23 protein-coding genes are annotated in these 25,977 nt (G+C 57.0%); 10 read left to right on the plus strand and 13 right to left on the minus strand.

Going from position 1 to position 25,977, the window contains the following annotated elements:
• Positions 1–8 precede the first annotated feature (8 nt).
• Positions 9–3,194 (plus strand): efflux RND transporter permease subunit, encoded by a 3,186-nt coding sequence (locus tag EDC27_RS11575; protein WP_123290766.1) that lies wholly within the window; start codon positions 9–11, stop codon positions 3,192–3,194.
• A gap of 238 nt (positions 3,195–3,432) precedes the next feature.
• Here the strand turns inward: EDC27_RS11575 and ald are convergent, their stop codons facing one another.
• The 10 genes from ald to EDC27_RS11630 form a co-directional block, all read right to left on the minus strand.
• Positions 3,433–4,545 (minus strand): alanine dehydrogenase, encoded by a 1,113-nt coding sequence (gene ald, locus EDC27_RS11580; protein ID WP_123290767.1) that lies wholly within the window; start codon positions 4,543–4,545, stop codon positions 3,433–3,435.
• A gap of 44 nt (positions 4,546–4,589) precedes the next feature.
• A complete protein-coding gene (gene lipA, locus EDC27_RS11585; protein WP_211334880.1) occupies positions 4,590–5,471 on the minus strand; it encodes a lipoyl synthase in 882 nt (293 codons plus the stop codon).
• Positions 5,458–6,165, minus strand: coding sequence for a lipoyl(octanoyl) transferase LipB (lipB, locus tag EDC27_RS11590; protein ID WP_148045747.1), 708 nt, complete (start codon positions 6,163–6,165; stop codon positions 5,458–5,460). Before lipB ends, lipA begins: the two co-directional genes overlap by 14 nt.
• 262 nt (positions 6,166–6,427) lie before the next feature.
• On the minus strand, positions 6,428–7,585 hold the full coding sequence (gene dsrP / locus EDC27_RS11595) for a sulfate reduction electron transfer complex DsrMKJOP subunit DsrP (RefSeq protein WP_123290770.1): 1,158 nt from the start codon (positions 7,583–7,585) through the stop codon (positions 6,428–6,430).
• Positions 7,586–7,597: 12 nt separating this feature from the next.
• Positions 7,598–8,389 carry a sulfate reduction electron transfer complex DsrMKJOP subunit DsrO gene (gene dsrO / locus EDC27_RS11600; RefSeq protein ID WP_123290771.1) on the minus strand — a complete coding sequence of 264 codons (792 nt, stop codon included), beginning with the start codon at positions 8,387–8,389 and terminating at the stop codon, positions 7,598–7,600.
• Positions 8,389–8,766 carry a sulfate reduction electron transfer complex DsrMKJOP subunit DsrJ gene (dsrJ, locus tag EDC27_RS11605; RefSeq protein ID WP_123290772.1) on the minus strand — a complete coding sequence of 126 codons (378 nt, stop codon included), beginning with the start codon at positions 8,764–8,766 and terminating at the stop codon, positions 8,389–8,391. The genes dsrO and dsrJ overlap by 1 nt, the downstream gene beginning before the upstream one ends.
• Positions 8,759–10,384: a sulfate reduction electron transfer complex DsrMKJOP subunit DsrK gene (gene dsrK, locus EDC27_RS11610; protein ID WP_123290773.1), complete on the minus strand. Its 1,626-nt coding sequence runs from the start codon at positions 10,382–10,384 to the stop codon at positions 8,759–8,761. Before dsrK ends, dsrJ begins: the two co-directional genes overlap by 8 nt.
• A gap of 2 nt (positions 10,385–10,386) precedes the next feature.
• Positions 10,387–11,391: a sulfate reduction electron transfer complex DsrMKJOP subunit DsrM gene (gene dsrM / locus EDC27_RS11615; protein ID WP_123290774.1), complete on the minus strand. Its 1,005-nt coding sequence runs from the start codon at positions 11,389–11,391 to the stop codon at positions 10,387–10,389.
• Between the two features lie 32 nt (positions 11,392–11,423).
• Entirely contained in the window at positions 11,424–11,963 is a 540-nt protein-coding gene (locus EDC27_RS11620; RefSeq protein WP_123290775.1) for an RsbRD N-terminal domain-containing protein, read from the minus strand.
• Positions 11,964–12,366: 403 nt separating this feature from the next.
• Positions 12,367–13,692 (minus strand): acetyl ornithine aminotransferase family protein, encoded by a 1,326-nt coding sequence (locus EDC27_RS11630; RefSeq protein WP_123290777.1) that lies wholly within the window; start codon positions 13,690–13,692, stop codon positions 12,367–12,369.
• Between the two features lie 151 nt (positions 13,693–13,843).
• Between EDC27_RS11630 and EDC27_RS11635 the strand changes: the two genes are divergently transcribed.
• The 7 genes from EDC27_RS11635 (at position 13,844) to EDC27_RS11665 (ending at position 20,243) form a co-directional block, all read left to right on the plus strand.
• Positions 13,844–14,551, plus strand: a complete 708-nt coding sequence (locus tag EDC27_RS11635; protein ID WP_123290778.1) for a TetR/AcrR family transcriptional regulator — start codon at positions 13,844–13,846, stop codon at positions 14,549–14,551.
• Entirely contained in the window at positions 14,514–15,623 is a 1,110-nt protein-coding gene (gene mqnE / locus EDC27_RS11640; protein WP_123290779.1) for an aminofutalosine synthase MqnE, read from the plus strand. Before EDC27_RS11635 ends, mqnE begins: the two co-directional genes overlap by 38 nt.
• Positions 15,624–15,685: 62 nt before the next feature.
• Positions 15,686–16,777, plus strand: a complete 1,092-nt coding sequence (mqnC, locus tag EDC27_RS11645) for a cyclic dehypoxanthinyl futalosine synthase (protein WP_123290780.1) — start codon at positions 15,686–15,688, stop codon at positions 16,775–16,777.
• Complete coding sequence (locus EDC27_RS11650; RefSeq protein WP_123290781.1) at positions 16,755–18,017, plus strand: amidohydrolase family protein; 1,263 nt, start codon at positions 16,755–16,757, stop codon at positions 18,015–18,017. The genes mqnC and EDC27_RS11650 overlap by 23 nt, the downstream gene beginning before the upstream one ends.
• On the plus strand, positions 17,990–18,913 hold the full coding sequence (locus EDC27_RS11655; protein ID WP_123290962.1) for a menaquinone biosynthetic enzyme MqnA/MqnD family protein: 924 nt from the start codon (positions 17,990–17,992) through the stop codon (positions 18,911–18,913). Before EDC27_RS11650 ends, EDC27_RS11655 begins: the two co-directional genes overlap by 28 nt.
• Positions 18,895–19,680 (plus strand): 2-amino-3,7-dideoxy-D-threo-hept-6-ulosonate synthase, encoded by a 786-nt coding sequence (locus EDC27_RS11660; RefSeq protein ID WP_123290782.1) that lies wholly within the window; start codon positions 18,895–18,897, stop codon positions 19,678–19,680. The genes EDC27_RS11655 and EDC27_RS11660 overlap by 19 nt, the downstream gene beginning before the upstream one ends.
• On the plus strand, positions 19,677–20,243 hold the full coding sequence (locus tag EDC27_RS11665) for a UbiX family flavin prenyltransferase (RefSeq protein ID WP_123290783.1): 567 nt from the start codon (positions 19,677–19,679) through the stop codon (positions 20,241–20,243). Before EDC27_RS11660 ends, EDC27_RS11665 begins: the two co-directional genes overlap by 4 nt.
• 56 nt (positions 20,244–20,299) lie before the next feature.
• Here EDC27_RS11665 and EDC27_RS11670 read toward each other — a convergent pair whose 3' ends face one another.
• Both EDC27_RS11670 and EDC27_RS11675 read right to left on the minus strand, forming a co-directional pair.
• On the minus strand, positions 20,300–21,589 hold the full coding sequence (locus tag EDC27_RS11670) for an IMP cyclohydrolase (protein ID WP_123290784.1): 1,290 nt from the start codon (positions 21,587–21,589) through the stop codon (positions 20,300–20,302).
• A 41-nt stretch (positions 21,590–21,630) separates the two neighbouring features.
• The gene (locus EDC27_RS11675; protein WP_123290785.1) at positions 21,631–22,620 is read right to left on the minus strand and encodes a hypothetical protein; all 990 of its coding nucleotides are present in this window, start codon (positions 22,618–22,620) and stop codon (positions 21,631–21,633) included.
• Between the two features lie 150 nt (positions 22,621–22,770).
• Between EDC27_RS11675 and EDC27_RS11680 the strand changes: the two genes are divergently transcribed.
• Together EDC27_RS11680 and EDC27_RS11685 are read left to right on the plus strand one after the other, a co-directional pair.
• Positions 22,771–23,835: a uroporphyrinogen decarboxylase/cobalamine-independent methonine synthase family protein gene (locus tag EDC27_RS11680; RefSeq protein WP_148045748.1), complete on the plus strand. Its 1,065-nt coding sequence runs from the start codon at positions 22,771–22,773 to the stop codon at positions 23,833–23,835.
• Between the two features lie 527 nt (positions 23,836–24,362).
• Positions 24,363–24,860 (plus strand): AbrB/MazE/SpoVT family DNA-binding domain-containing protein, encoded by a 498-nt coding sequence (locus EDC27_RS11685; protein WP_123290787.1) that lies wholly within the window; start codon positions 24,363–24,365, stop codon positions 24,858–24,860.
• Positions 24,861–24,940: 80 nt separating this feature from the next.
• Here EDC27_RS11685 and EDC27_RS11690 read toward each other — a convergent pair whose 3' ends face one another.
• Positions 24,941–25,618 carry a CDP-alcohol phosphatidyltransferase family protein gene (locus tag EDC27_RS11690; RefSeq protein ID WP_123290788.1) on the minus strand — a complete coding sequence of 226 codons (678 nt, stop codon included), beginning with the start codon at positions 25,616–25,618 and terminating at the stop codon, positions 24,941–24,943.
• Positions 25,619–25,977: the final 359 nt, after the last annotated feature.

The following is a 25,977-nucleotide window of genomic DNA, read 5'->3' on the forward strand; positions in this document are numbered from 1 at the left end:
GGGCGCTCATGACAACTGCGCATCTGGGACTGGCCGGTCGCGTCGCCAAAGCCTTTATCGACTCCAAACTGACCCCTCTGCTCATTGTGGCCTCCCTGGTTCTCGGCGTGGGCTCCGTTTTCCTGCTGCCTCGCGAAGAGGAGCCTCAGATCGTCGTACCCATGCTGGATATCTTTGTGAGCATGCCTGGGGCGTCCGCCAAGGAAGTGGAAGAGCGTGTCACCAAACCCATGGAGAAGCTTTTGTGGGAGATTCCCGGTGTGGAATACATCTATTCCACGTCTTCTCCCGAACGGTCTTTCGTGGTGGTGCGCTTCAAGGTGGGCGAAGACGAAGAAAAAAGCATCGTTCGGCTCAATCAGAAGATGTTCGCCAACTTCGACCTCATTCCCCCGGGAGCCAGCCCACCTCTGATCAAGCCCCGATCCATTGACGATGTGCCCATTCTGGCCGTGACCCTGTGGAGTGACGAACTGGATCATTTTGCCCTGCGCCGCCTTGCGGCGCAACTGCATGACCATGTGAAACAGGTGCCCGATGTCTCCGAAGTGCACATCATTGGAGGGCAGCGCCGTCAGGTGCGCGTGTTGCCGGATCCGGCCCGAATGGCCGCCCACGGCGTGGCTGCCGAGATCCTTCTCGCCAGACTCGGCCAGGCAAACCAATCCCTGGCTTCCGGTCGCCTGGTGTCCAACAATCAAGAAATCCTCGTGGAAACAGGGGATTTTTTGAGATCGGGTGAGGATGTAGCGGCGGTGGTGGTGGCCGTCCATGAGGGTCGGCCGGTGTTTGTGCGGGATGTGGCCGAAGTGGTAGACGGCCCAGAGGAGCCTTCAGATTATGTTTTTTTCGGAACAGGCCTCGCTTTTGGCGAGAAAGCTTCGTCAGGACTCTACCCCGCGGTGACCTTGTCCGTGGCCAAGCGCAAAGGCACCAACGCCATTCATGTGGCCCACGCGGTGCTCCGCAAGATCGAAAGCCTCAAAGGCCGCCTGATTCCCGATAACGTCCAGCTCACGGTCACCCGAGACTACGGGGAAACTGCTCGAGAAAAATCCGATGAGCTCCTCTGGCACATGACCATTGCCGTCATTTCCGTAACCCTTTTAATTCTTCTGACTTTGGGCGTGCGCGAATCCGGCATTGTGGCCATTGCCATTCCCGTCACCTTGGCGCTCACACTGGCCGTGTTTTACCTAGCCGGGTATACGTTAAACCGTGTGACCCTGTTTGCTCTGATTTTTTCCATCGGTATTTTGGTCGACGACGCCATAGTGGTTGTGGAAAACGTGGTGCGCCATTACCGCATGCCGCACAATCGAGGGCGCAATCCATTGGAAGTGGCCGTGGAGGCCACGGCCGAAGTGGGCAACCCCACGATTCTAGCCACCTTTACCGTCATTGCGGCCATTTTGCCTATGGCTTTTGTGCGAGGCCTCATGGGCCCCTACATGAGGCCCATACCCGTGGGCGCCACGGGGGCCATGCTGTTTTCCCTGGCCGTGGCCTTTGTGGTGACGCCCTGGGCCAGCGTGCGCCTGATTCACACGGAAGCGGAAGCGAAACACGAAGCCGAAGGCTGGACCACGCGGCTGTATCGGCGGCTCATGCGGCCGCTGATCCATCATGCCTTGTGGCGCAACGGGTTTCTGGCCTTTGTGGTGCTGCTGCTTTTGGGCGCCATGAGCCTGGTGGCTTTCAAGGCCGTGCGCGTCAAGATGCTGCCCTTTGACAACAAGAGTGAATTGCAGGTGGTGATCGACATGCCGGAAGGGAGCACGCTGGAACAGACGGCGGCTGCGACTCGACACATGGCTCAAGTGATTGCCGAAGCTCCGGAAACCGTGCACTATCAGCTCTACATTGGTACAGCGGCTCCCCACAATTTCAACGGCTTGGTCCGTCACTATTTTCTTCGCCGCGGTCCGAACGTGGCGGACATTCAGGTGAACCTTGTGCCCAAGGGGGATCGCACGGCTCAAAGCCACGATATCGCGAAACGGCTGCGGCCAGCCATTCAGAACGTGGCGCGGATCTACGGAGCTAACGTAAAGATCGCCGAAATTCCGCCTGGCCCCCCGGTGTTGCAGACGCTGGTGGCTGAAATCTACGGCCCGGATGAAGCCGGTCGATTGGCGGTGGCTCGACAGGTGAAGGAGATCTTTGAAAAAACCGATGGCGTGGTGGATGTGGACTGGTTTGTGGAAGACGACCAGCCCAAGGTCATCCTCACGGCGGACAAGGAAAAAGCCGCTCTGCACGGCATCGCCACGAGGACCATCGCGGAGACCGTGAAGGCGTTGGTGCAAGGGCAGGGGGTTGGCCTGGTGCACCTTGAGGAAGAAAAGGAAGATGTGCCCATCTGGGTGCAGCTTCCTTTGGCCATGCGATCGCGCGTGGAAGACCTTCTGGTCATCAAGGTGCAGGGGGCCGACGGTCGTCTGGTTCCCTTGTCGGAGTTGGTTCAGGTTCGCGAAATCGTGCAAGAAAAGAGCCTCTACCACAAGAACCTCATGCCTGTGGTCTACGTTACGGGCGATGTGGCGGGAAAAGAAGAAAGCCCCGTGTACGCCATTCTCAAGATGAACAAGGCCCTGGATCATTTGAAGGTACCCGAAGGGTATCATTTGGAGCGCTACGTGGCGAGCCTGCCGCCCACGACGGAGCGCTATGCCATGAAGTGGGATGGGGAATGGCACATCACCTATGAGGTTTTTCGGGACTTGGGCATCGCTTTTGCCGCGGTGCTGGTTCTGATCTACATTCTGGTGGTCGGTTGGTTTGAATCCTTTGTGACCCCCTTGGCCATTATGGCTGCCATTCCCTTTTCTTTGGTGGGGATTCTTCCGGCTCACGGGCTTTTCGGCATCTTTTTCACCGCCACGTCCATGATCGGTTTCATTGCAGGGGCCGGCATTGTGGTGCGCAATTCCATCATTCTTGTGGACTTTGTGGAATTGCGCCTAAGGGAAGGCATGCCGTTGGAAGATGCGGTGGTGGATGCGGGCGCGGTGCGATTTCGTCCCATGATGCTTACGGCCGCATCCCTTATCGTGGGCGCCTCCCCCATGCTCTTGGATCCCATCTTTCAGGGGCTCGCTTTGGCCCTGATGTCTGGTGAAGTGGCTTCCTTGCTCTTGTCCCGCGTGGCCGTTCCCATCGTCTACTTTCTGATCCGCCGCAGGACCCTCTAAACAGTTGGACGATCACACACGGCCCGATTGCTTTTGTTGTGTTTATAACATCACGCATAAAAACAATTTGACCGAGATTCATCGGCTTGTGCCGCCAAGGGCCAGGCTCGGTGTGCCGTGAAATGCGTTAAGCCTCGAAAATAACGCACTTGTCGGGAATTTTTTGGCCTGTCTGGCCTTGACTCTTCGAGCACGTAAAAGGAGGCGCTGAAGAAAGGCTTTTTCAGTGAGCGCCTTGTCATAGGAGGCGTTCCACGGGCAGGTAATTGAAGCCAAAGGCTTCCGCAACGCCCGGGTGGGTGACGTGGCCGGCAATGACGTTGGCCCCTTTGGCAATTTCTGGATTGTCTTTCATGGCTTGGCGCCAGCCCTTGTTGGCGATTTCCAGAGCATAAGGCAGCGTGGCGTTGGTTAATGCCAAGGTGGACGTTTTAGGAACGGCGCCGGGCATGTTGGCCACGCAGTAGTGCACGACCCCGTCCACGGTGTAGATGGGGTTTGTGTGCGTGGTGGGTTTGGAGGTTTCAAAGCATCCGCCCTGATCGATGGCCACATCGATAAGAACCGCCCCTTTCTTCATGGTGGGCAGCATATCACGCGTGACCAGTTTGGGAGCCTTGGCGCCGGGAATGAGCACGGCCCCGATAACTACGTCGGCTTTCTTGACCACGTCTCGAATGGCGGCCGGAGACGATGCCAAAAGAAAACAGTTGGCTGGCATCACGTCGCTCAGGTATCGAAGCCTTTCCAGATTCTTGTCCAGAATAAACACCTTGGCGCCCAGGCCGCAGGCCATCTTGGCTGCATTGGTTCCCACGACGCCGCCTCCAAGAATCACAACCGTAGCCGGCTCCACGCCGGGCACGCCGGCCAGCAAAATGCCCTGGCCGCCGTAGGCCATTTCCAAGTACTTGGCGGCTTGCTGGACGGCCATTCTTCCGGCCACTTCACTCATGGGCGTGAGCAGAGGCAGAGATCCGTCGGGTTTCTGGATCGTTTCATAGGCGATGTTGACGGAGCGCCGGTCCATGAGCACGCGCGTGAGGGCCTCATTGGCGGCCAGGTGAAGGTAGGTGAAGACGATTTGGTTTTCTCGTATGAGGTCGTATTCAGGAGGGAGTGGTTCCTTGACGTGCATGACCATGTCGGCTCGAGCATAGATGTCGGCGGGGGAGTCCACAATCTGAGCACCCACTCGGCGGTAGGCATCGTCGGAAAAACCGCTGCCCACGCCGGCCCCCGTTTCCACAAGGACGGTGTGGCCGTGCTGCACGACCACCTCGGCCCCAAAGGGGGTCATGGAAACGCGGTTTTCTTCGGCCTTGATTTCCTTGAGAATACCGAGAATCATCAGCTCGACTCCTTTCTTTCACGTCACGAGAAGCCACGGAGGTTTCACAGTCTGCGGTGCAGTTCATGGGCATGATAGGAACTACGCACCCAGGGTCCGGACGCCACCTGACGAAAGCCCATGGACAAGGCTTTCTCACGCCAGGTATCAAAGGCGTCGGGAGTCACATAGCGGGCCACAGGATGGAGATGGGGGGTCGGCTGCAGGTATTGGCCCAGGGTGAGCAGGCGGCAGCCGGCCTCCAAGAGGTCGTCTAAGGTCTGGAGAATTTCATCGTCGGTTTCCCCGAGGCCTAGCATGATGCCGGATTTGACAGGAATATGCGGTGCGGCGGCAAAGGCGGCACGCAGGACCGCCAAGGATCGGCGATAGTCGGCTTGGGGTCTGACGGTGCCATAGAGTCGAGGGACCGTTTCAATGTTGTGATTCAAGACGGCTGGGCCGGCCTGCAACACCGTGTGCAGGGCCGAGAGACGGCCTTGAAAGTCGGGAATGAGCACTTCCACGAGCGTGCCGGGAACGGCGTCGCGTACGGTCCGAATGGTTTGGGCAAAGATAGAAGCGCCGCCGTCCAAAAGGTCGTCTCGCGTCACCGAGGTGATGACCACGTAGCGAAGCCCAAGGGCCTGCACGGTCTGGGCGATGCGAGCGGGTTCTTGAGGGTCCGGGGCGGAGGGCCGGCCTTGGCGAACGGCGCAGAATCGACATCGGCGCGTGCACACATCGCCGAGAATGAGAAACGTGGCCGTCTTTTGCGAAAAGCATTCCCAGTGGTTGGGGCATCGAGCTTCCTGACAGACCGTATGAACGCGCGCGGTGCGAAGCAGAGCGCGCACGTTATGGTAGGGTTCCATGGGGGGCAGGCGCTTTCGCAGCCACGAAGGTTTTTGAAGCGTTTGAACTGCGGGTGGGTCATGCGTGGGCATGGAGGTTTTCCCCTGTGTCAAGGTGAAGCGCCGAGAGATCCATCGGTTCGAAGTGCACATCCAGAACTGACTGGGCGCAGTCCATGAACACTTCTTTGACCTGCGTCATAGATAACACGGTTTGTGTTTCCACGGCGAGGGATGTGACGGCCACGTCGGTTAGGCCGCAGGGACGAATCCAGCCGAAAGGTTCCAGGGACGTGGTAACGTTGAGGGCCAGGCCGTGAAAGCTCACGCCGTGCCGAACGGCAATGCCTAGACTTCCCAGTTTTTTTTCACCGACCCAGACGCCGCGGTTTCGAGGGTTTCGTGTCGCTTTCACGCCGAAGCGCCGGGCCGTTTGAATCATGATCTCTTCCAGGGCCGTGACCCATTCCACGACCTTCCATCCCGCGGAAGGAAGATGGACAATGGGATAGGCCACGAGCTGACCTGGCCCATGGTAGGTGATGGAACCGCCCCGTTCCACGGGAAAAAGGGAGATTCCCTGGGCTTTCAAAAAATTTTGAGTGACACAGAGGTGTTCCGTGCCGCCTTGGCGCCCGCAGGTGAAGACGGAAGGGTGTTCGACAAGAAAAAGCACGTCGCGGGCCAAGATGCCGAGCCGGCGCTTTTCCACGCACGCCTGTTGCAGGCGAAGCGCCAACCCATAGTCGAACAAGCCTAAGTCCACGAGGTGCCAAAGGCGGGGCATGGGGTCACATCTTGATTTGTGCCACAACAGCTGCCTGGCGTCCTCCAGCACTCATGCTCCAGCCCCCTCGCACTGGGCTGCCAATGGATGCCCTTCGCTGTGGGCTCTTCGGCGTGCGCTGCGATGACGGTTTGGGCCCCGGGGCAAGACAATTATCCGGAAATGTGCTTTTCATGATTCTAAAGGGGCGCGCCGAGCCGCGAAATTAGGGTTCGCGACCGGCGCGACGCCCCTACCCGAAAGAACTCTCCGCACAAGGCCCCTAGGCTCGTATTTCCTCCTTGACTCCAATGGCCACTTTATACAACACGGTCATAATGAGAAAGCCGGTTGCCCACACGCCCAAGGTAATGGCCAATTCGGGAGCGGTGGGCACGTAGGGTGTCACCTTGTCAAAGACATTGGGAATAAAACCGGTGACGACCAAGCCCACGCCTTTTTCGAGATAGAGGCCGAAGAAGACCGCAATGCAGGCGAGCTTCAGGAGTTTTTCATTATTTCGAAACGCCGGGGGTACAAGAAGAACCAGGGCCGTGATGGACAAAATCACGGAAAGCCACATGAAAGGCACCAGTTCTCCATGGCCTTCATAGCCCACAAATTGGTAGAGGAAGCCATGCATGTGTCCGGGAATCTGGCTGTAAAAAGCGGTGAAGACTTCCAGGAGGAGGAAGAAGACGCTGGTGATCATGGCGTAGGTGACAATCTTGGAAAGCTTTTCGATAGCCGATGGACCCGGATCGAAGTTGGTGCGTTTGCGAATGAGGAAGCACAGCAGGATGAGCAATGAGGGGCCCGAGGCAAAGGCCGAAGCGAGAAAGCGGGCGGCCATAATGGCCGTCAGCCAAAAATGGCGACCGGGCAGGCCGGCGTAGAGAAAGGCCGTCACCGTGTGAATACTCACTGCCCAGGGAATGGACACGTAAATGAGCGGCTTGACCCACTTAGGCGGCGGCACCTCTTTGCGTTCGGCGCTGAGGACGGTCCAGCCGATGACGGCGTTGAGGAACAGATAGCCGTTCAAGACCACCATATCCCAAAACAGAATGGAGTTGGGGGTGGGATGGAGCAACACGTTCAAGAGGCGCATGGGTTGGCCGAGGTCCACGACGATGAACAACAAGCACATGGTCACGGCACTCACGGCCAGAAATTCCCCGAGAATGGTGATGCGGCCGAATTCCTTGACGTTGTGCAGGTAATAGGGAAGGACCACCATGACGGCCGATGCGGCCACACCGACGAGAAAAGTGAATTGGGCGATGTAAAAACCCCACGACACATCCCGGCTCATGCCGGTGATTCTCAACCCTTGGTTAAGCTGGAGCATGAAGCAGGCAAAGCCGATCCCTGAAAGAATCGCCAAGCCCAGCAGAAGGCTCCAGTACTTTTGACTGCCTTTGAATGCCTTTTCCAGCATGTCGTCCCCTCATCAAATCAGGTAGTAAACGTTCGGCCCTGTGCCCAGTTCAACCTTTCGGCGCAGACTGTAATGGTCGGACAGGATCTTGCGCACTTCGGAGTTGGGATCCGTCACGTCGCCGAAGATCAAGGCTTTGGCTTTGCACGCTTCCACGCACGCCGGCTGCAAACCTTCATCGATGCGTTCGTAGCAGAAGGTACATTTTTCCACCACGCCTTTGCGCCGGGTTGGGTACGTCATGTTGATCTCTTCGGTTTTTAGATAGGGTCGAGGATCGCCCCAGTTGAAGCTCCGTGCCCCATAGGGGCAGCCTGCCATGCAGTATCGGCACCCGATGCAGCGGTGGAAGTCCATCATGACGATGCCGTCTTGCGCTCGCTTAAACGTCGCCTTGGTGGGACACACGCGCACGCACGGCGGATTGGTGCAGTGGTTGCACAGGAGCATAAAGGGACTTTCCTTTACCTTTTGTGGAGCGTATTCATGGGCCTGGTCTGGAAAGGCGTGTTTGTATTCTTCCAACCAAATCCATTTGATCTCCCGCTTCGGGTCGGGAATGTCCGGGACATTGTGCGTCTTGTGGCACGCCAAAATGCAGTCTTTACACTGGCGTTTTTCTTGTTCTTCCCAACACTTCTCCATGTCCACGACCATGGCCCACTGAGCTCCCTGGAGAGCGTTGGGATCGGGTTTGTATCGAGGCCCCTGTTGTTGGGCGAGCGCCTGAAAGACAGGCAGAGCACTCAGCCCCAGGACGGATATTCCGCCTATCTTCAGGAATTCACGGCGATCCTTTTCCATCACATGTTCTCCTTAGGCTCGATGTGACACTGCCAGCAATAAGGCGTGACTCCGGCGTAGGTGTGACATTGGTCGCAGAATTTGACCTTGCTGCTATGGCATTTCATGCAAGAGTTCTGAAGACTCATGAAATGTTCCCTGCCGTCGGGTCCCACCCACAATCTGTTGGCGTCACGAACCACCAGATCCCGCCACTGGTTGAGAAGCACCATGTGTTCCGTTTTCATGTAGGCCGTGTCCATGACACAGACCTTTTCCGTAGTGGGAAGTTCGGGTTTGGGTGCCGGAGCGGCCTTTCCCAAATTGGACCACAAGGGAAAGGTGAACAGCACCACAAAGATCAGAATGCCCGGGACGATCTTTTTGGCATCATACATCTTCAGCCTCCTCCTCTTCTTCCATCCCCGGCAGGGGTTCATAACGGAGGTCGGTGGTCCGTTTCTTTTCACCCTTCATCACCAGGGCGTTGCCGACAAGTTCGTGAAGCCCCGTCACCTCGACACCCGGCACCCAGTAGTTCATTAGGGGCGGCAACACGGCGCGATCGATGGCGCAGATACATGCCAACATGTTCACGCCGTATTTTTCGTGGACATAACGCACCGCGTTAGCGCGTGGTAGGCCTCCACGCATGCGCATTTCCATGAACTCATCGGTGTTGAGTCCTGATCCGGAGCCGCAGCAGAATGTCTTTTCTCGAATGGTGTTTTCCGGCATGTCATAGAAATGGTTGCACACGGCCTTGAGGACGTAACGGGGTTCTTCAAAAAGCCCCATGGCACGGGACGTATTGCATGAATCGTGGAAGGTAACGATTTTATTATCATTACGGCTTGGATCCAGGTTGAGTTTGCCGTGGCGAATGAGGTCGGCCGTGAATTCGGCAATGTGCACCATCTTGGTGCTTTTGGCGTTCTCAAAAACGGTGCCGGTGATGGGGGACTTGGGAACTTCCAGGAAATCGGCCGGTCCGTTCATGGTGTCCATGTACTGATTGATGACGCGCCACATGTGACCGCATTCGCCGCCAAGGATCCATTTGACCTTAAGGCGCTTGGCTTCCGCGTACATTTTGGCGTTAAGGCGTTTCATCATTTCATGGGATGTGAACAGGCCGAAGTTACCGCCTTCGGAAGCATAGGTGCTCCAGGTATAGTCCAGCCCGATCTCATGGAAGAGCATCATGTAGCCCATGAGGGTGTAGGTTCCGGGATCGGCAAAGACGTCTCCCGAGGGGGTGATGAACAGCACCTCGGCGCCCTTGCGGTTGAACGTCGGCTCCACGCGCACGCCCGTGACCGCTTCGATCTCGTCCACGAAGAACATGATCATGTCCTTGAAAGCGTGAGGCTGAATCCCCAGGTGGTTGCCGTTCATGTAGCAGTTAGCGACGGGCCCCATGATCCAGTCGATGTTGCAGCCCAGTTCATTGAGGAGCTCGCGGCCCATCATGGTGATTTCGGCCGTGTCAATACCGTAAGGGCAAAAAACGGAACAGCGCCGGCACTCTGTGCACTGATAGAAGTAATAGAACCATTCCTTAATGATCTGTTCCGTCAAGGCGCGAGCACCGGCATATTTCTTCAAAATCTTCCCGCTTCCGGTAAAGTAGTTGCGGTAAATGGAGCGAATCAGTTCCGCCCGCAACACGGGCATGTTCTTGGGATCCCCGGATCCGATAAAGTAATGGCACTTGTCCGCACAGGCGCCGCACCGAACGCAGATATCCATAAAGAGCTTGAAAGAACGGAATTTGTCCAATCGATCCTTCATGCCCTTGAGGGTGATGTCTTTCCAATCGTCGGGCAACTTCCAGTCTTCATCCGTGGGACTCCACTCGCGGGGGTTGGGTAGCCCTACCACCTCAAGGTTCTTGGGCTTGGCACTATAGCAATACGTGCCGGGTCGAAACTCCGGGAACGTTTCGGTCCACGGCCTCTGCGGCGGCCGATGGTCCACTTTGCCAAGTTCGCTGGGTTTCGGGACAGTAGCCATGTTTACTCCTTCTTTTCCACTGGAAGACCCGCTTCAATCATCTTTTCCCTGAACTCGTCTTCATACTCTTCGTAGGTGTGCACCTTGACCGGGTAATTCCACGGATTAATGTGGCGCACCATTCGGCTGTTGTTGGGTAGATTTCTTGTTGGACTGAGGAAAACCCCGGCCATGTGCACCAGCTTGCTGAAGGGAAAGTAAGCAAAAAGCACACTGACCAAGAAAAGATGGATGTAAAAGATGGTACCGATGCCCTCGGGAATCACCGGGTGAAACGTGGCCAGCCCCATGGTGAGTTCCTTGACGCCCACGATGTCCACCTTGTAGATGTAGCGCATGAGTACGCCGGTGGTGGCAATGGCGAAAATGAGAAAAAGAGGAAAATAGTCGGACGGCAGGGAGATGTACTTAAGCTGCGGAATGGTGACGCGGCGCAGAAAGAGATAGGCCACGCCGGCCAAAAGAGCCAGGCCGGAAATGTAAAGCCGCGGCAGGCCCACTTCCAGAAAACCGTCCACGCTTTCCAAAAGGGTTACCAGGGGGACTACCGGTTCCGAGAAAAACCTCAAGTGTCTCAGCAACACCACAAGAAAGGAATAGTGAAAGACAATGGCGCCGAGCCACAACCATTTGGCCGAGGCGTATCGAATTTTTGGACCGTCGTAGTATTCCAGGCGCGTGTTGCGAAAGAGGGACCGGAACAGCAGCACCTCGAGGATCATGCGAAGAACCACGCCCTTAGTATCCGTTGGATTTTCCAAGGGATCTGCTTTGATCCAGGAGAAGCTCTTTTGCTGTCCACAGGTGGTCGGGATGCGAAAAGGGACCGGGGAGCGGGCCCACCGCACCACGCGCGCCACAACCCCCACGAAAAACAGGGCGACGGCCGCATAGGGGATGATCACCGCAAAAAGGGACGTCATCCCGGCCGTCACGCCGATCAGGGGGAGGCACACGAGGATCCCGACGGCGACAAGGGAAAAGACCATGGCTTGTGATGCGTTCATAACCACCCCACCTCGTTTTGGTTAGTAAGATATTAGGATTCCTCCCGGGAGCCACCCTCCGCACGGCGGCTCTCCCATATGGCATTGGCCCGTTCCAGAAGCCTTCCGGTCCGGTTCTTGATCTCGTCTACCCGAAGCTGGTAGAGATTTTCGCGGCATTCCATGTAGATGTTAAAGGCCATAAGGGCCGCTCGATCCACCGTGCGATCAAACCCGACCAGATCGGCTGCGTATTGGGTCGTGAGGCCGTCCTTGTCCGTCTGAGACCGCACCACGTCCTTTAAGGCAAACATAAAGCCCACGGCCTGAGCCGGCGTAAAGTCCTGCACGGCGCGCACGCGCACGATGCGATCCAAAAAGGCCAGCACATCGTCCGAGGGCAGCCCTTCCAGAATCTGCCTAAATACGCCCTCAATCCCTTCAAGAATGGAACGGCCCACAGGATTGGCAAAGGGATCCTTTTCTTTTTTGAGGAACTTGGCGGTCTCTTCCGGATACGTTTCCACTACGGATTGAAACCACTCTTTGAGGATGGCCTTTTGATTGCGCTGCAGGTATTGGCTAAAGCTCATGACACCACCGTTTGTGCTCAAGGCTGGTGTGGCCGAAGCAGCCCCGCCCCCTTAGTGGGCTTCCTGCAGGCCGCTACGGCGCTCATCTTGTGAAGTATCTCACTTTAAAAAAATCAGATAAGAATGTCAAGCTTTGGAAATACGCACACCGCCGCCTCCGCGCGGTGTCTCAAGGCGCCCTTGGCGCAAAGGCAACCGAATTATAGGAACCGGGTTTCTGCAGGGTCAAGGATTTTCGAGCCCTTTTTTAAAGGGCCTGCGGCGGCCAAAGGGGCCACCCGAACATGTGGGCACCTCAGGGCGTTAAAGGGGGGCATCGCCCACGAAGGGGCAGTCGCCAAGGAGCCCGCGATGTGTGAAAGAAGGTGCGAAATAATCAAATGATGGAGAACTCATGTTTTCTCTAGTGGAAGAGGGCGGCCACAGCCTGGGCAAAAAGGTCCAGGCAGCAGTCCACCTCATCCGCCGTGACGGTCAGAGCCGGGCAAAAGCGCACAGTGTTTTCGCCGCATCCCAAAAGCAGCAAACCCCTTTGAAAGGCTTCCTGTATCACGCGGTTTCGCCACTCGGAGGCCCGTTCCTTGGTGTGGCGGTCTTTCACCAGTTCCACGCCCACCATCAGTCCCAGGCCGCGCACATCGCCCATGCATTCCCAATCCTGCTGCAACCGGCGCAGGCCTTCCAGCAGCCTCTGGCCCATGACGGCGGCGTTGTGCATAAGTTCCGATTCCACCAGGGCCAGGGTTTCCAAGGCCGCCTGGCAAGACAAAGGGTTTCCGCCAAAAGTGGAGGCGTGGGAACCCGCTTCCCAGGTCATAATGCGGCTCGGGGCCATCATGGCGCCCAAAGGCAACCCGGAAGCGATGCCCTTGGCCAGGGCGATGATGTCCGGCACCACACCGAAATGTTCCATGGCGAACATCTTTCCTGTGCGGCCGATGCCCGTTTGCACTTCATCGGCCACGTACAAAATGCCGTGGGAGCGCGCGATGGCGTGCAGTCGCCGGTGAAATTCCGGAGGCGGCACAATGTAGCCCCCTTCACCTTGAATGGGTTCCACAAAGATGGCTGCAACCTCGTCCGGAGGCATAGTGGTACGAAACAGGGTGTCTTCCACCCAGCGCACACATTCCAGATCGCAGGACGGATAGGTGAGATTGTACGGGCATCGGTAGCAGTACGGATAGGGGATGTGCGTGATGCCCGGCACAAAGGGATGGTAATGGCGCTTTTGAATGGTCTTGCTAGCCGTCAGGGATAAAGCCCCCATGGTCCGTCCGTGAAAGGCCCCGAAAAAGGCGATGTTGAGCTCCCGTCGTGTATGCCACCGGGCCAGTTTAAAGGCCGCTTCCACGGCTTCGGCGCCCGAGTTGCCGAAATAGACCTTGTAGTGATCTTCTTGAGGTAAAAGTGATGAAAGCTTTTCCGCCAGCCGAATCTGTGGCGTGTAATAAAAATCCGTTCCCGACATGTGCAGCAGGTGCTGCGCCTGGTCTTGCACGGCCCGCACCACGCGAGGATGACAATGGCCTGTGGCGCATACGGCAATGCCCGAGGTAAAATCCAGAAACTGATTGCCATCCACATCCTCCACCCAAACCCCTTCACCCCGTTCGACCACGAGAGGGTAAATGCGCGTGTAGGACGGGGACACATACAGTTGATCCTTGGCTGTCAGGGCCTGAGCCTTGGGGCCGGGGAGTGGTCCATGAAGAACGGGACGTCGCATGGTGCACCTCCTGCCTGGCATTTTTCCAGGCCCTATACCCCTTCGCACCGCCCTTTGACAAGAGATCGGTTGACAATCATTTCCGGGCTTCGCTAAAAATGACCACCTGGTCATTATCGTGCGTTGCTTAATGGACAAGGGAGAGTGGGCCATGGGCATGGATCGTTTCATGAGGCTCAAGGCGCCGAAACGGGAAAGAATCGTGGAGGCGGCGGTGGAAGAATTTTCCCGCCATGGCTTTCGCCAGGCGAGCCTCAACCGACTGGCCGAATCCCTTGGGATTTCCAAGGGATCCCTCTTTCAGTACTTCGGTAACAAAGAAGGCCTTTTTCTTTTCATCTTTGATCATGCGGTGGAATTGGTCCGCCAACGGCTGGCTCGGGTGAAGCAGGACACGGCGGATAAGGATTTCTTTGATAAGATTCGCCAAAGCCTGATGGCCGGCGTGGACTTCCTTGAGAAACATCCTCGAGTCTACCGCATTTACCTCAAAATGCTCTTTCAGGAAGACTTTCCAATGCGGGATCAGCTGTTACAGCGTGTGCGTTTCTTTTCTGCCGAATATTTGCGTCCCATCGTCCTTCAAGGCATGGCTCGAGGGGAACTGCGTTCGGACTTGGACCCGGATTTTGTGGTCTTTTTTTTGGACGCCGTCATGGACCGGTTTCTTCAGGCCCATTGCGTCGCTTTCTTGGACGGGGGCATGGGGCTTTACGAAGGATCTCGGGACGCGACGGGGCGGGTGATCGACGACTTCATCACGGTGCTGAGAAACGGCTTGGCCGGGGACGGCGTGGCGTCCCAGGAAAAGAGGACCGAAAATGCTTCCCACATCGGTGTACAGGTCTTTGGGTCTTGAAGATGTCTTGCACAAGGTCATGGACGGCCGGCGCTTGAGCCTTGATGACGGGCTTCGGCTCTTTCGATGTCCGGATTTGGGAGCTGTCGGGGCTTTGGCCCATGAAGTGCGCTGCCGCCTACACGGGCTCACCACCTATTATGTGGTCAACCAGCACATCAACTACTCCAACGTGTGCGTGAACGGGTGTCTGTTTTGCGCTTTTCGGCGTCGCAAGGGACAACCGGGGGCGTTTGAGCTCACCGTATCGGAGGTAGCAGCCAAGGTGCGGGAGCGGCTTATGGAGGGCATCACGGAAGTGCACCTGGTGGGAGGGTGTCATCCAGAGCTGCGCTTGGAGACCTTTGAAGCCATGCTGCGAGCCATTCGGCAGGTTCGGCCGACGGTGCACATCAAAGCCTTTACGGCGGTGGAGATTGCGCACTTTGCGCATTTGGAAGGGCTTTCCGTTCGAGATGTGCTTGTGCGGCTCAAAGCGGCGGGTTTGGATATGCTGCCCGGCGGCGGTGCCGAAATTTTCAGCCCCCGCGTGCGTGCCCTACTGTGTCCTCAAAAACTGAGTGGTGAAGGGTGGCTGCAGGTAATGCGTGAGGCGCACCAACTCGGAATCAAAAGCAACGCCACCATGCTTTTTGGACACAAGGAAACCCTGGAAGAACGGCTGGAGCATTTGGACGCGCTGCGCCGGCTTCAGGACGAGACGGGCGGCTTTGTGTGTTTCATTCCTCTGCCCTTTCAGGCAAAGCACACGGAGATTCGGGGCGCTCAGGGCCCCACGGGCGTCGACGAGCTAAAAACCATCGCCGTCTCCCGCCTCATGCTGGATAACATTCCTCACATCAAGGCCTACTGGGTCATGCTTGGTGTCAAGCAGGCGCAGGTGGCGCTCTATTTCGGCGCAGACGATTTGGACGGCACGGTGGTGGAAGAAAAGATCGGGCACATGGCCGGGGCGGATTCCGACGCGTGCCTCACCAGGGATACCCTGGAGCATCTCATTGCGCAGGCGGGTTTAGAGCCAGTGGAACGCAATTGCTTTTTTGAGCAGGCCGCAGCCTCGGCGGCGCCGTGAGCCGTCTCGGGCCGATGTGAAGAACGGGTACGATCCTTTGGGGAAAGGCGGGTTTGGGATTTATGGGCCAAGTTTCCAAGGTGCCATCGATTCATGAAGAGTGGCTGGAAGCCGTGGTGGAAGGCGACCGGCGTCTCAGCTGGCATGAGGCCCGGGACATTTACCTTCATGCGGATTTTCATCGTCTGGGTTTTGCGGCCCATCGCATGCGGCTCAAAAAGGCCCCGCATAACGTGGTCACTTATGTGGTGGACCGAAACATCAACTATTCCAACATCTGCGTGTGCGGCTGTCGGTTTTGCGCCTTTTTTCGACCTCCGGGCCATCCGGAAGGCTATGTTTTGGAAAGGGACGTTCTGGCCAAGAAAATCGAAGAGACTCTGGCCCTGGGCGGCACGCAGATTCTGCTTCAGGGAGGGCACCATCCGGATCTTCCTTTGCGCTTTTACGAAGACATGCTGCGGTTCATCAAGGACCGTTATCCTGTGCACGTGCACGCGTTTTCCCCGCCGGAAATTGTTTTTTTTGCCCGTCAAGAAGGTGTGGACGTGGCCACGGTCATTGCACGCCTAAAAAATGCCGGGCTGGATTCCATTCCCGGCGGTGGGGCGGAAATCTTGGTGGACGCGGTGCGGCGCAGGGTTTCTCCCAACAAATGTTCCGCTCAAGAATGGCTGGGGGTCATGGAGGAGGCGCACCGTCAGGGACTGCGCACCACGGCGACCATGATGTTCGGGCATGAAGAATCCATGGAGGATCGGCTGAGCCATCTTTTTGCGCTTAGGGATGTGCAAGATCGAACGGGAGGCTTTACGGCTTTTATTCCATGGACGTTTCAACCGGGAAAAACGGCCATAGATCGACGTCCGGAAACGGCGGTGGGGTATCTTCGCCTTTTGGCCCTCTCACGCCTGGTCCTGGACAATTTTGACAATCTGCAGGCGTCATGGGTCACCATGGGTCCCAAGGTGGCCCAAGCGGCGCTCTTTTTCGGTGCCAACGATTTCGGCTCGACCATGATTGAAGAAAACGTGGTGGCTGCCGCTGGGGTTCATTTTCGTTTATCCGTTGAAGAGATTCGCCGCCTCATTGCCGACGCCGGGTTTGTGCCCAAGCAACGGACCATGGCCTATGAGTGGATTGAAGGGCCCTAAAGACGGCGGCCTCAGGGCCGTGGCCATTCATCGAGCTCCCTGGGTGTTTTCCGGCATAGGGCCAACCGTCTTTGACGGGGCCGTGGTGGTGTTGAACGGCCGAATCCTGGAATGCGGCCCGTATCGGGCGATGCGTTCCCGGTACGGCGGCACGGCGGTGCGCGTCTGGGATCACGAGAGCGCGGCCTTGGTTCCCGGAGCCGTGAATGCGCACACCCATCTGGACTTCAGCCTCCTGGATTTCCCCAAGCCGTTGAGGCCCTTGGGGTTTCCCGGGTGGGTAAGGGGGGTGTTTAAAGCCGCAGCGCAGCTCACTCCTTCGGCCCGCAGGGAGGCTCGAGACGCGGGGCGCGCTCAGGCTTCACAAACGGGCACTCGATGCCTGGCCAATGTGATCAATCCACCCCTGGAGGGTTCTTCCAGCCCATGCGCCCCATCCCGGGAATATCGGTTTGTGGAGTTGTTGGGGTTTCACTATCGAAGTCTTCAGGAGGCCCTTTCCATGGAGGATGTGGCTGAGGGGGATTGGGTGTCTCTGGCTGCTCACTCTCTGTATGCCACGTCCTGGAACGTTGTGGTTCAGGCCAAAGCCTGGTGTCGATCGCGCGGGTTGCCCTTTTCCATACATGTGGCTGAACATTCTGAGGAACTTTCCTTCGTTCAGGACGGCACAGGTTTTTGTCGAGATCTTTTGGAATCTCTGGGCCGATGGGATGCGTCCTGGCGACCTTTAGGATTGTCTCCCGTCAAGACCTTGCAGGCCCTGGGAATTTTGGATCCTCGAACCCTTTTGGTCCACATGGTCCATGTGAACGAGGAGGACTGGAACCTGGTGGCTCAAAGCGGTGCCGCCGTGTGTTTTTGTCCACGAAGCAATTTGTGGATCGAAGGGAAAATGCCCAACATGCAAGCAGCCTTTGATCGGAGCATTTCCTGTGCCCTGGGCACGGACAGCCGGGCCAGCAATGAGGACTTGAACCTTTTTCGAGAGGCTGCGGCCGTGTTGGATGCTGTGCCGGGCCTTCACCCATCGCATGTTTTGCGCATGGCCACTTTCGGCGGCGCTCGTGCCCTTGGCCTGGAATCATCTTTTGGGCATCTGGGCCCTGGAGCGAGCGCGCCTTTCTTGGCTGTTTTCCTTTCGGGTTCCTGTTCGACGGAAAACGATGTGGCGGAAGCAATCATCCATCAGGCAGCACGGGAGCAGATGGCATGGATTGGCACGGGGATGGTAGGCTGAGACTTGGAAAAATCGACTACTTGAACGTTTGGCCGGTCTATTACGCCATGGAGCACGGCCATACGCCCAACCCGTGTCACATCACGGCGCGGCCGCCCTCCGAACTCAACGCCATGATGTGTCGTGGCGATTTGGATCTCAGTGCCGTGTCTTCGGTGATCTATGCGCGGTATCCGGACCTGTTCAAAATTCTTCCCGGTTTAGCCATTGCCTGCGACGGGCCCGTGCACAGCGTGCTGTTGTTGAGTCAAAAGCCTTTGGAGTTTTTGGCTGGTGAGGATATTCTTTTGACTCGGCATTCGGACACATCGGTGGTCTTGCTGAAAATCCTCGTGGAAAAATATTGGGCTCTGAAGCGTGTGCGCTATCACCGCGGTGCGCTCTCGCCCGCCCTGGCTAACGGATCGTCTCCTGCAGCCTTTTTGGCCATCGGCGATGAGGCTTTGATGTGGAGCCGGCATGCCCGTTACCCATATCGATATGATTTGGCGGCAGTGTGGCACGGCTGGACGGGACTTCCCTTTGTCTTTGCGGTGTGGGTTGTGCGCCGAGATGTGGCGGCTCGAGCACCGGCCCTGGTGCAGGAGGTGACGCGGTGCCTGTGGGAGTCCAAGTCCTGGGGGCTTCGGCATGTGGATGTCCTGTGTCGCGAAGCGGCTCGTTTGGGCATTCTGGATCCCATAGCCTTACGCCGTTACTACGACACTTTCACATTTGACCTGCATGAAAGGGCTCTGAAGGGCTTGCAATTTTTCTATGGCCTCATGGCCGACATGGGCGATATTCCCGCATGTCCCTCCTTGGATTTTTGGACCCAAGACGACTCACAAGGGGTCGCCGTGCATGGAGCTCAGGGTGGTGAAGGAGACGGCAAAAAATGGGCGGCAAGACTTTAAGGTTACGACGCTTTTTTGCTCGAGACGACGGACGCCTGGTGCTGTTCCCTTTGGACCATGGCGTCAGCTGCGGCCCCATACGCGGTTTAGAGCACATGGAAGCCGTGATGCGATACGGCATCGCCTCGGGAGCAGACGGGCTTGTGCTGCACAAGGGCATGATGGCTTATCTGGAGCGCCTTCCCGGGCGTCTTCCCGGCATCTTCATGCATCTTTCGGCCAGCACGCAGATCGGTCCCTCTTTTCATCACAAGGTTCTGGTCGGATCCGTGGAAGAGGCCATTCGGCGAGGAGCTGATGGGGTGTCGATTCATGTGAATTTGGGGGACGACGCCGAACCGGATATGTTGAAGGATCTGGGGCGCGTCGGGGAAGCCTGTGCCCAATGGCATCTCCCTTTTCTGGTCATGATTTATGTTCGAGGTGTGCACGCTCCCAAGCCGGTGACCGATGACGCGGTGGCGCATGCCGCGCGCGTGGCCGCCGAGTTGGGCGCGGACATCATCAAGATACCGGCTCCGCAGCATGTGGAAAGCATGGAACGGATCGTGGCCGGAGTTCCTGTGCCGGTGGTCATGGCCGGTGGCAGCAAGGAAGCCGATGAGCAGGCTTTCTTAAAAAAAATTCAACAGGGACTTCAGGCCGGTTTTGCAGGGGTTGCGGTGGGTCGAAACGTTTTTCAGCATGCCAATCCGGAACGGTTTCTGAAAGCCATCGTGGCTTTGGTCCACGAGGGACGAGCGGTGGAGGAGGTTTGGAATCCGTGAAGACCCTTCCGGTCATTGTGGCGGTAACGGGGGCCAGTGGAGCGCCCTATGCTCGGCGGCTTCTTCAATGCTTGGCCGATCAAGGTGTCTTGGCCCACGTGGTGGCTTCTTCCGCCGGCCGACTTGTTTACCGTCTGGAAACGGGAAAAGACATCGAGGAAGACCTTCCGGATGGGACACCTCTTTACGATGAAGATCAGTTCAGTGCCCCCATTGCCAGCGGCTCCTTTCGTACCCGAGGCATGGTGGTGGTGCCCTGCACCATGGGCACTCTGGCCGCTATCGCCCACGGCCTGGCCAATAACCTCATTCATCGAGCTGCCGATGTGTGCCTCAAGGAACGCCGTCCGCTCATCGTGGTGCCTCGAGAAACCCCGCTCAGCCTCGTGCATCTGAAAAACATGGTGGCGATTACCGAAGCCGGCGGTCTCGTGTTGCCTCCGGCTCCGGGTTTTTACCACCATCCTCGCTGTGTGGACGATCTGGTGGAATTCATCGTGGGCCGCATTCTAGAGCACCTAGGCCTGACCCAGGAGTTCATGCCTGCCTGGCAGGGCCTTTAAACCGAAGACCTTCTGGAATCCGGCCGATCCGCCTCATATTTCCCTCGGCAGGGCCCTTAGTGTTTGAAGGCCCTCTGGCCCGTGAACACCATGGTCGCGCCCGCTTCGTTGCAAGCTTCGATGACTTCCCAATCCCTGAGCGACCCGCCTGGCTGGACCACGGCCGTGACCCCTTGACGAAGCCCCACGTCCACGCCGTCTCGAAACGGGAAAAAGGCATCGGAAACCATGGTGGACCCCGGAAGGCCCGCTTTGACCTCGCGCACCGCCGCGTCGATTTCCTCTCGATCCTTTCGAGGGCGTTGTCCCGTTTCCACGGCACGCTCCAGTTCCTTGTAGGAGAGGCCGTATTTTTCAAAGCAGAGCGCATCCCCGTAGTTGCGGTACGCCTTGTAGACGGCCAGTTCAGCCACGCCCACGCGGTCCTGTTCCCCGGTGCCAATGGCCACCGTGCACAAATCTTTGACGTAAAGGACGGAGTTGGAGGTCACCCCTTGTTCCACATACCAGCCGAACAGAAGATCTTGAATTTCCTTTTCAGTGGGCATCCTTTGAATGCGGTAAGTTTTGCCTTCGTGCACGGCTTCCGCCAGTTTGAGATCCTGGGGGCCTTTGACGGCGCACAGCTGGGATTGCTGCACGATGAGGCCGCCATCCATGAGGGATTTGAAATCCACGAAGCGAAGATGCCGATATTCTTCTAGGCGATCCATGCGCCGCACCTGAATGATGCGCAGGTTCGCTCGTTTCTTGACGATTTCCAGAGATCCTTCCTCAAAATCCGGAGCGGCCAGAACTTCCAGGTAGTTTTGAGCCACCAGTTCTGCCGTAGTCTTGTCCAAGGGCCGATTCAACACCAGACAGCCTCCAAAAGCCGCGATGCGGTCCGCGCGGTTGGCGCGCGCGTAAGCTTCCGCCAGAGTCTGGCCGTGGGCGACGCCGCAGGGATTGTTGTGCTTGAGAATGACCGCGCAGGGGCGGTCCATGAGATATTTAACGATATTCAACCCATTGTCCAGGTCCGTCAGGTTGATCTTACCCGGGTGTTTTCCTGCCTGCACCATGTCCTCCTCGGTGATGGCGCTCACAAGCCCGCGTTTCGGTTCGATAAAACGGCAGTCACCAAGGGTCAGATTACCGGAAATCAGCTCATAGAGGGCGGCTTCCTGGCCCGGGTTTTCGCCGTAGCGAAGGCCTTTTTCGATGAGTTCCCCCGTTTTGTCGTCGGGAAATTTCCATGTGCGTTTGCGATAGACGAGTTCTTGATGACCAAACCGAATGGAAAGCTCTTCCGGAAAATGATCGTCCATCACCGTGCGGTACATTTTCTTGAGATCCTGGCTCATGCGTTTTCTCCTTACGAAAACAGTGAACGTCGGGCCGGCTTTTAAGGCTCGCCATGGGGCAAAGGCGGGATGGGCGGTGCCTGAAGATCCTTGCGGTTCAAAAGCACCCTAGACTGGGAAGGGTGCCTGAGTTGCAGAGTTGAGCCGAGGTATCGCAAGGCTTCCAGGTCTTGAACGTTCACCTGATCCAGCGCCGAAAAGACCTCGGAAATGTTAAAGAACACGATGAGGTTGTGGGGCTGAAGCAGATCGATGTTCTCGATGAGGCGGTTGTGTCGCGTGTCGTAGACATGCACCATGCTTTCCAAAAATTTCAAAACGCGTCCCACACCCGTGCTTTGCCCATCGGGTCGAGGTTGGTCGGCGCGAGGTGGCAGTTCAATGCCGCGGCGGGCAAAGTATTCTCGAATCACCCCGTAGTGAATCTTCCACACGTTTTCCCCCGGCCGCACCAACCGAACTCCATAATAAGTGGTCTTTTGGACAGGTGTTTCGGCGGAAGCCGCGGGCATGGGTTTGGGAACATAGCCTCCAAGGGCGATTTTTTCGGCGCCGGGTTCTGTGGGCGCGCCGGATGACTGGGGACTTGGTAAAGCCTGGCCGGCCAGGCGCCGTTGAATCTCCTCCACGGTCCATTGCCGGCCGTGCGCGCTAAAGGGTTCTTGGGCTTGGACCACATGATCCACGCTGGTGTTGAGTCCAAAGGCTTCCTTGCGTTTCTGCTGCGAGGTCTTCGGGGAGACATCCGGGTAGGTAGAAGGGGCAGCTTCCACGGGTTTTGAGGCCGGCGGGACCGCCTCGGCCATGGGCATGGGTTTTCGCACCAGCTCGACGCCCGTGGAGCCGGCACCTTGAGGGGATTCGACAGACCTTTGCGCCGAGGGTGCAGGTCCCTTCAAGGAAAGCCGACCCATGTTCACCAGGACGTAAAGCGCGGCCCCCGTGAGAACGAGCAGCACGATGAGCAGGATCCACAGGAATTTCTTGTTTTCGGCCCTGCGCTGAGAACTTTGGTAAAGGCTTGACCCCATGGTGTCCTCCACAAGCTGCACAACCTTGATTGACGAGGATGCCGCACTGTGCTAGACGACGGGGTGAAGTAAAGACAAAGAAGGATGCCTGCAGCACCCACGGATCCTTAAAGATATACAACACATAAACCTTACACTGTTAGGAATGACATGGCAATGGAACTTTTTGAACCGGCAGGGCGAGCGACCCTCGTGGGGAGTATGCCGCACACGGACCCCGAAAGGGCCGTGAGAGTGGTTTTGGAGACTATGCCGGAAATTCCTGTCTGGCCTCAGTTGCCCAAGTATGCCGCCGAGCAAATGATGCTCCAGTACCTGGAAGGCCTTCCCGGCGTGCGACAAAAAGACGGTCGGGTGTGGGTGGACACGGAGAATTCGGACCAGGAGATTCTGGCGTTTTATGAAGACTATTTGGCGGTGGAAACCACGCCGTCCCTTGTGGATCATTCTCGGTTTGCCATGGGGGAGGCGACGGGGCGAACCTTTCGGCTGTTCTTGGACCGCCTGACCCAGAAACTCGACGCCGTGAAGGCCATCAAGGGACAGATCGTTGGCCCCTTGACGCTCTTGAGCGGCCTCACGGATCAGCACCGGCGCGCCCTGCTCTTTGACGACCGCCTTCGGGACATTGTGGTCAAGCATTTGGCCATGAAGGCCTTATGGCAGGTGCACCAGCTACGTCGGTGCGGTAAGCCCGTGATCCTTTTCCTGGATGAACCGGCGTTGGCGGGTTTTGGCACATCGGCCATGTTGACCGTCTCGGCGGACGACATCAAGAGCTTAATCACGCAGGTGGCGGAGCCATTGCGGCAGGCCGGAGCTTTGGTGGGCGTTCATGTGTGTGCCAACACGGACTGGGGCCTCATGTTTGAGTGCCCTCTGGACATTATTAATATGGATGCCTATCAATTTTTCGACCGTTTTGTTCTGTATCGCCAACAATGCCTTAAATTCCTAAACCAGGGCGGCATCGTGGCCTGGGGCATGGTGCCCACCTCGGAAGAGGCGCTCATCGACACGGTTTCGGCGGAATCTCTGGCCGAGCAGTGGAGAGACAACGTTCGGACCCTGTGCGGATCGGAGCTGTCGGAGGCATCGGTGTTGCGGCAAAGCTTGGTGACGCCGAGCTGCGGCTGCGGCACACTGAGCGAGCGGCATGCGGAGCAAGTGGCGGAGCTGACGCGGGATCTTTCACGAATCCTGCGGGGTTTGTGAAAAAAAGCGGATGAAACCACGTCCTCTGTTCTGAGAAGCCCTTTTCTTGTGCAGTAAAAAAAATTGGGCGCACAGTAGCTTGACATTAGTTTTTGTTATTGACCTTGGAGAGGGCTTCCCCTATAAGATCGCCCGCTGCGCGGCTCGGACGGAATGGCCTCGCGGTTTTTCAGTCGATGTATGATTGAAAAATTCCATGCGCAAGAAGGTTGATTCTTCGATGAGAGTCTGTTAGGAAGACACTGTCGTCTAGGCACTGTCGTCGCATCTCGAAAAATTCCCGACATTTGTGAGCTGACAACATATTTTCAGCGAATCCTTTCCCGGGGAAGGTTTCTGACATCAAAGGCGCCGCATAAGGGCAGAGCGCATCATGACATGGGGGTGTGCCCGCCCTATTCTATCCCCTCGAATACGGTTGAAGTCTGTTTAGGCGATGCGGCTATGAAGAGCGACGTATAGGTTTGTCCCAAAACTGTCCATGTGAGGAAAAGGAACCAAGGATGTTTAACAGAAAGGAACGTGCTATGGATGTCGAGTACAAGAACATTGATCCAAAACTGATCGTCAATGAGATTCGAAACGGCCGCTCCTTGGAGGCGGTGCAGAAGCTCTTTGGACTTCGAATGAAAAGCGAGGTTCAAGACTTGTATCTCAAGGGCCTGATGGAATTGGGCGAAATTCCGCAGATGGGTTTTGGTAAGAGCCGTGCTGCGGAGCCTGCGCCGAACCGCCACACGCGACCTGTGACACAGCCCCGCGTTCGAGAAAAGTTTCAGGAACGACCGGAACCCGAAGTCATCACCAAGCCCATGGTTCGGCGACGTCCCAAGCAGCCGGAAGTTCAGACGCCATCCGTGGTCATTAAGACCACGAACCATCGCACCATTGGACAGAGCGGAAGCATTACGCTGAATAAGGCCCTCCTCATCGATCAACTGGGGTTTTCCATTGGGGATTCGTTTGAAATCTATCGGGAAGATGATCGCGTCGTTTTGCGCAAACTTCCTGAACCGGTGCTTTAGCACGCGCTTTCGGGCACGGCGATGGCTCGGATGTGGCCGTTGGCCGTAGTCGGAAAGCGTCGCCTAGGGCGGCTCGCCGGCTAGGGCTTGATGTCGGTTGCGGAATTTGGCGCTGATTCCTGGCACAAAGCCTTGAAGACGTGCCAGAAGCGCCATAGGGCGGTCAGGTTTGTGCCGACGGCTAAAATAAAAAGCACGACTATTAGAAAAGCGTCTTCGGCGGAAGAGCTGAAAGGGATGCGGGCGAGTTTGTTAAAGGCCGGGTTAGCGATCCCGCCGATGCTGAGCAGAATGACGCGCTCCCCGCGCTGTAGCAAGCCGACCAGGCATTTTTGTCCAAGGCCTTCGGCGCGCGCCCGTGTGTAGCTCACCATTAGAGACCCGAACAGAATGCAGAGCGTGAGCAGGGAAAGCACGGGCTCTAAGGCGCCTTTGCGCCAGAAATAACCCCAGATGCCCAGATAAATAAAAAATTCTGAATAGCGATCTAGAACAGAATCCAAAAAGGCGCCGCTCTTGCAAGCTTGCCTGGTGCTGCGCGCCAGGCTACCGTCCAGGGTATCCACCAGCCCGGCCAGCAAAACGAGAATTCCGCCCCAAAAGGGCTGCATGAGAAAAGCCAGCCCTGCAGCTACGCTTAAGCCAAATCCCAAAACAGAGACCTGGTTGGGTCGAAGCTTGCACCGCACAAGAATGGGAACGAGAAAGGTCTGAAGGAGCTTGTAGTACTGCTTTTCCACATAGGTGCCTTTGAGCATGGACGGTATCCCCTCAGTGCTTGAGAAATTGAGCCCGAATCATACACGTTCTAACCGTTCTTGAATAGAGGTATGTGCACCCAAGGTTTTGGATTTCGAACCAAGCCACCCGAAAAGCACGTTTGGGGGCGAACGGCCCGATTTAATACCGGGCGAAACGTCTGCGCCATCGTGGCAAGGGCAACGATAAAGGCGGAGCAGGAAAGCTTTTCCGAAAAGCCTTTTTGTGGGAGCAGCATATGGCGCACCTTTATCGCGCCCTGCGGCACTCCTATAGGTTGCAAGGAGGGCGCTGCGAGACTGAGGGGAGGGTCACGACGGCGGAGGTTTTCACGGGCTGGCGAAGGCGCCCACGCCGA

The sequence above is a fragment of the Desulfosoma caldarium genome, assembly GCF_003751385.1.
GTDB classification, from domain to species: Bacteria; Desulfobacterota; Syntrophobacteria; order Syntrophobacterales; family DSM-9756; genus Desulfosoma; species Desulfosoma caldarium.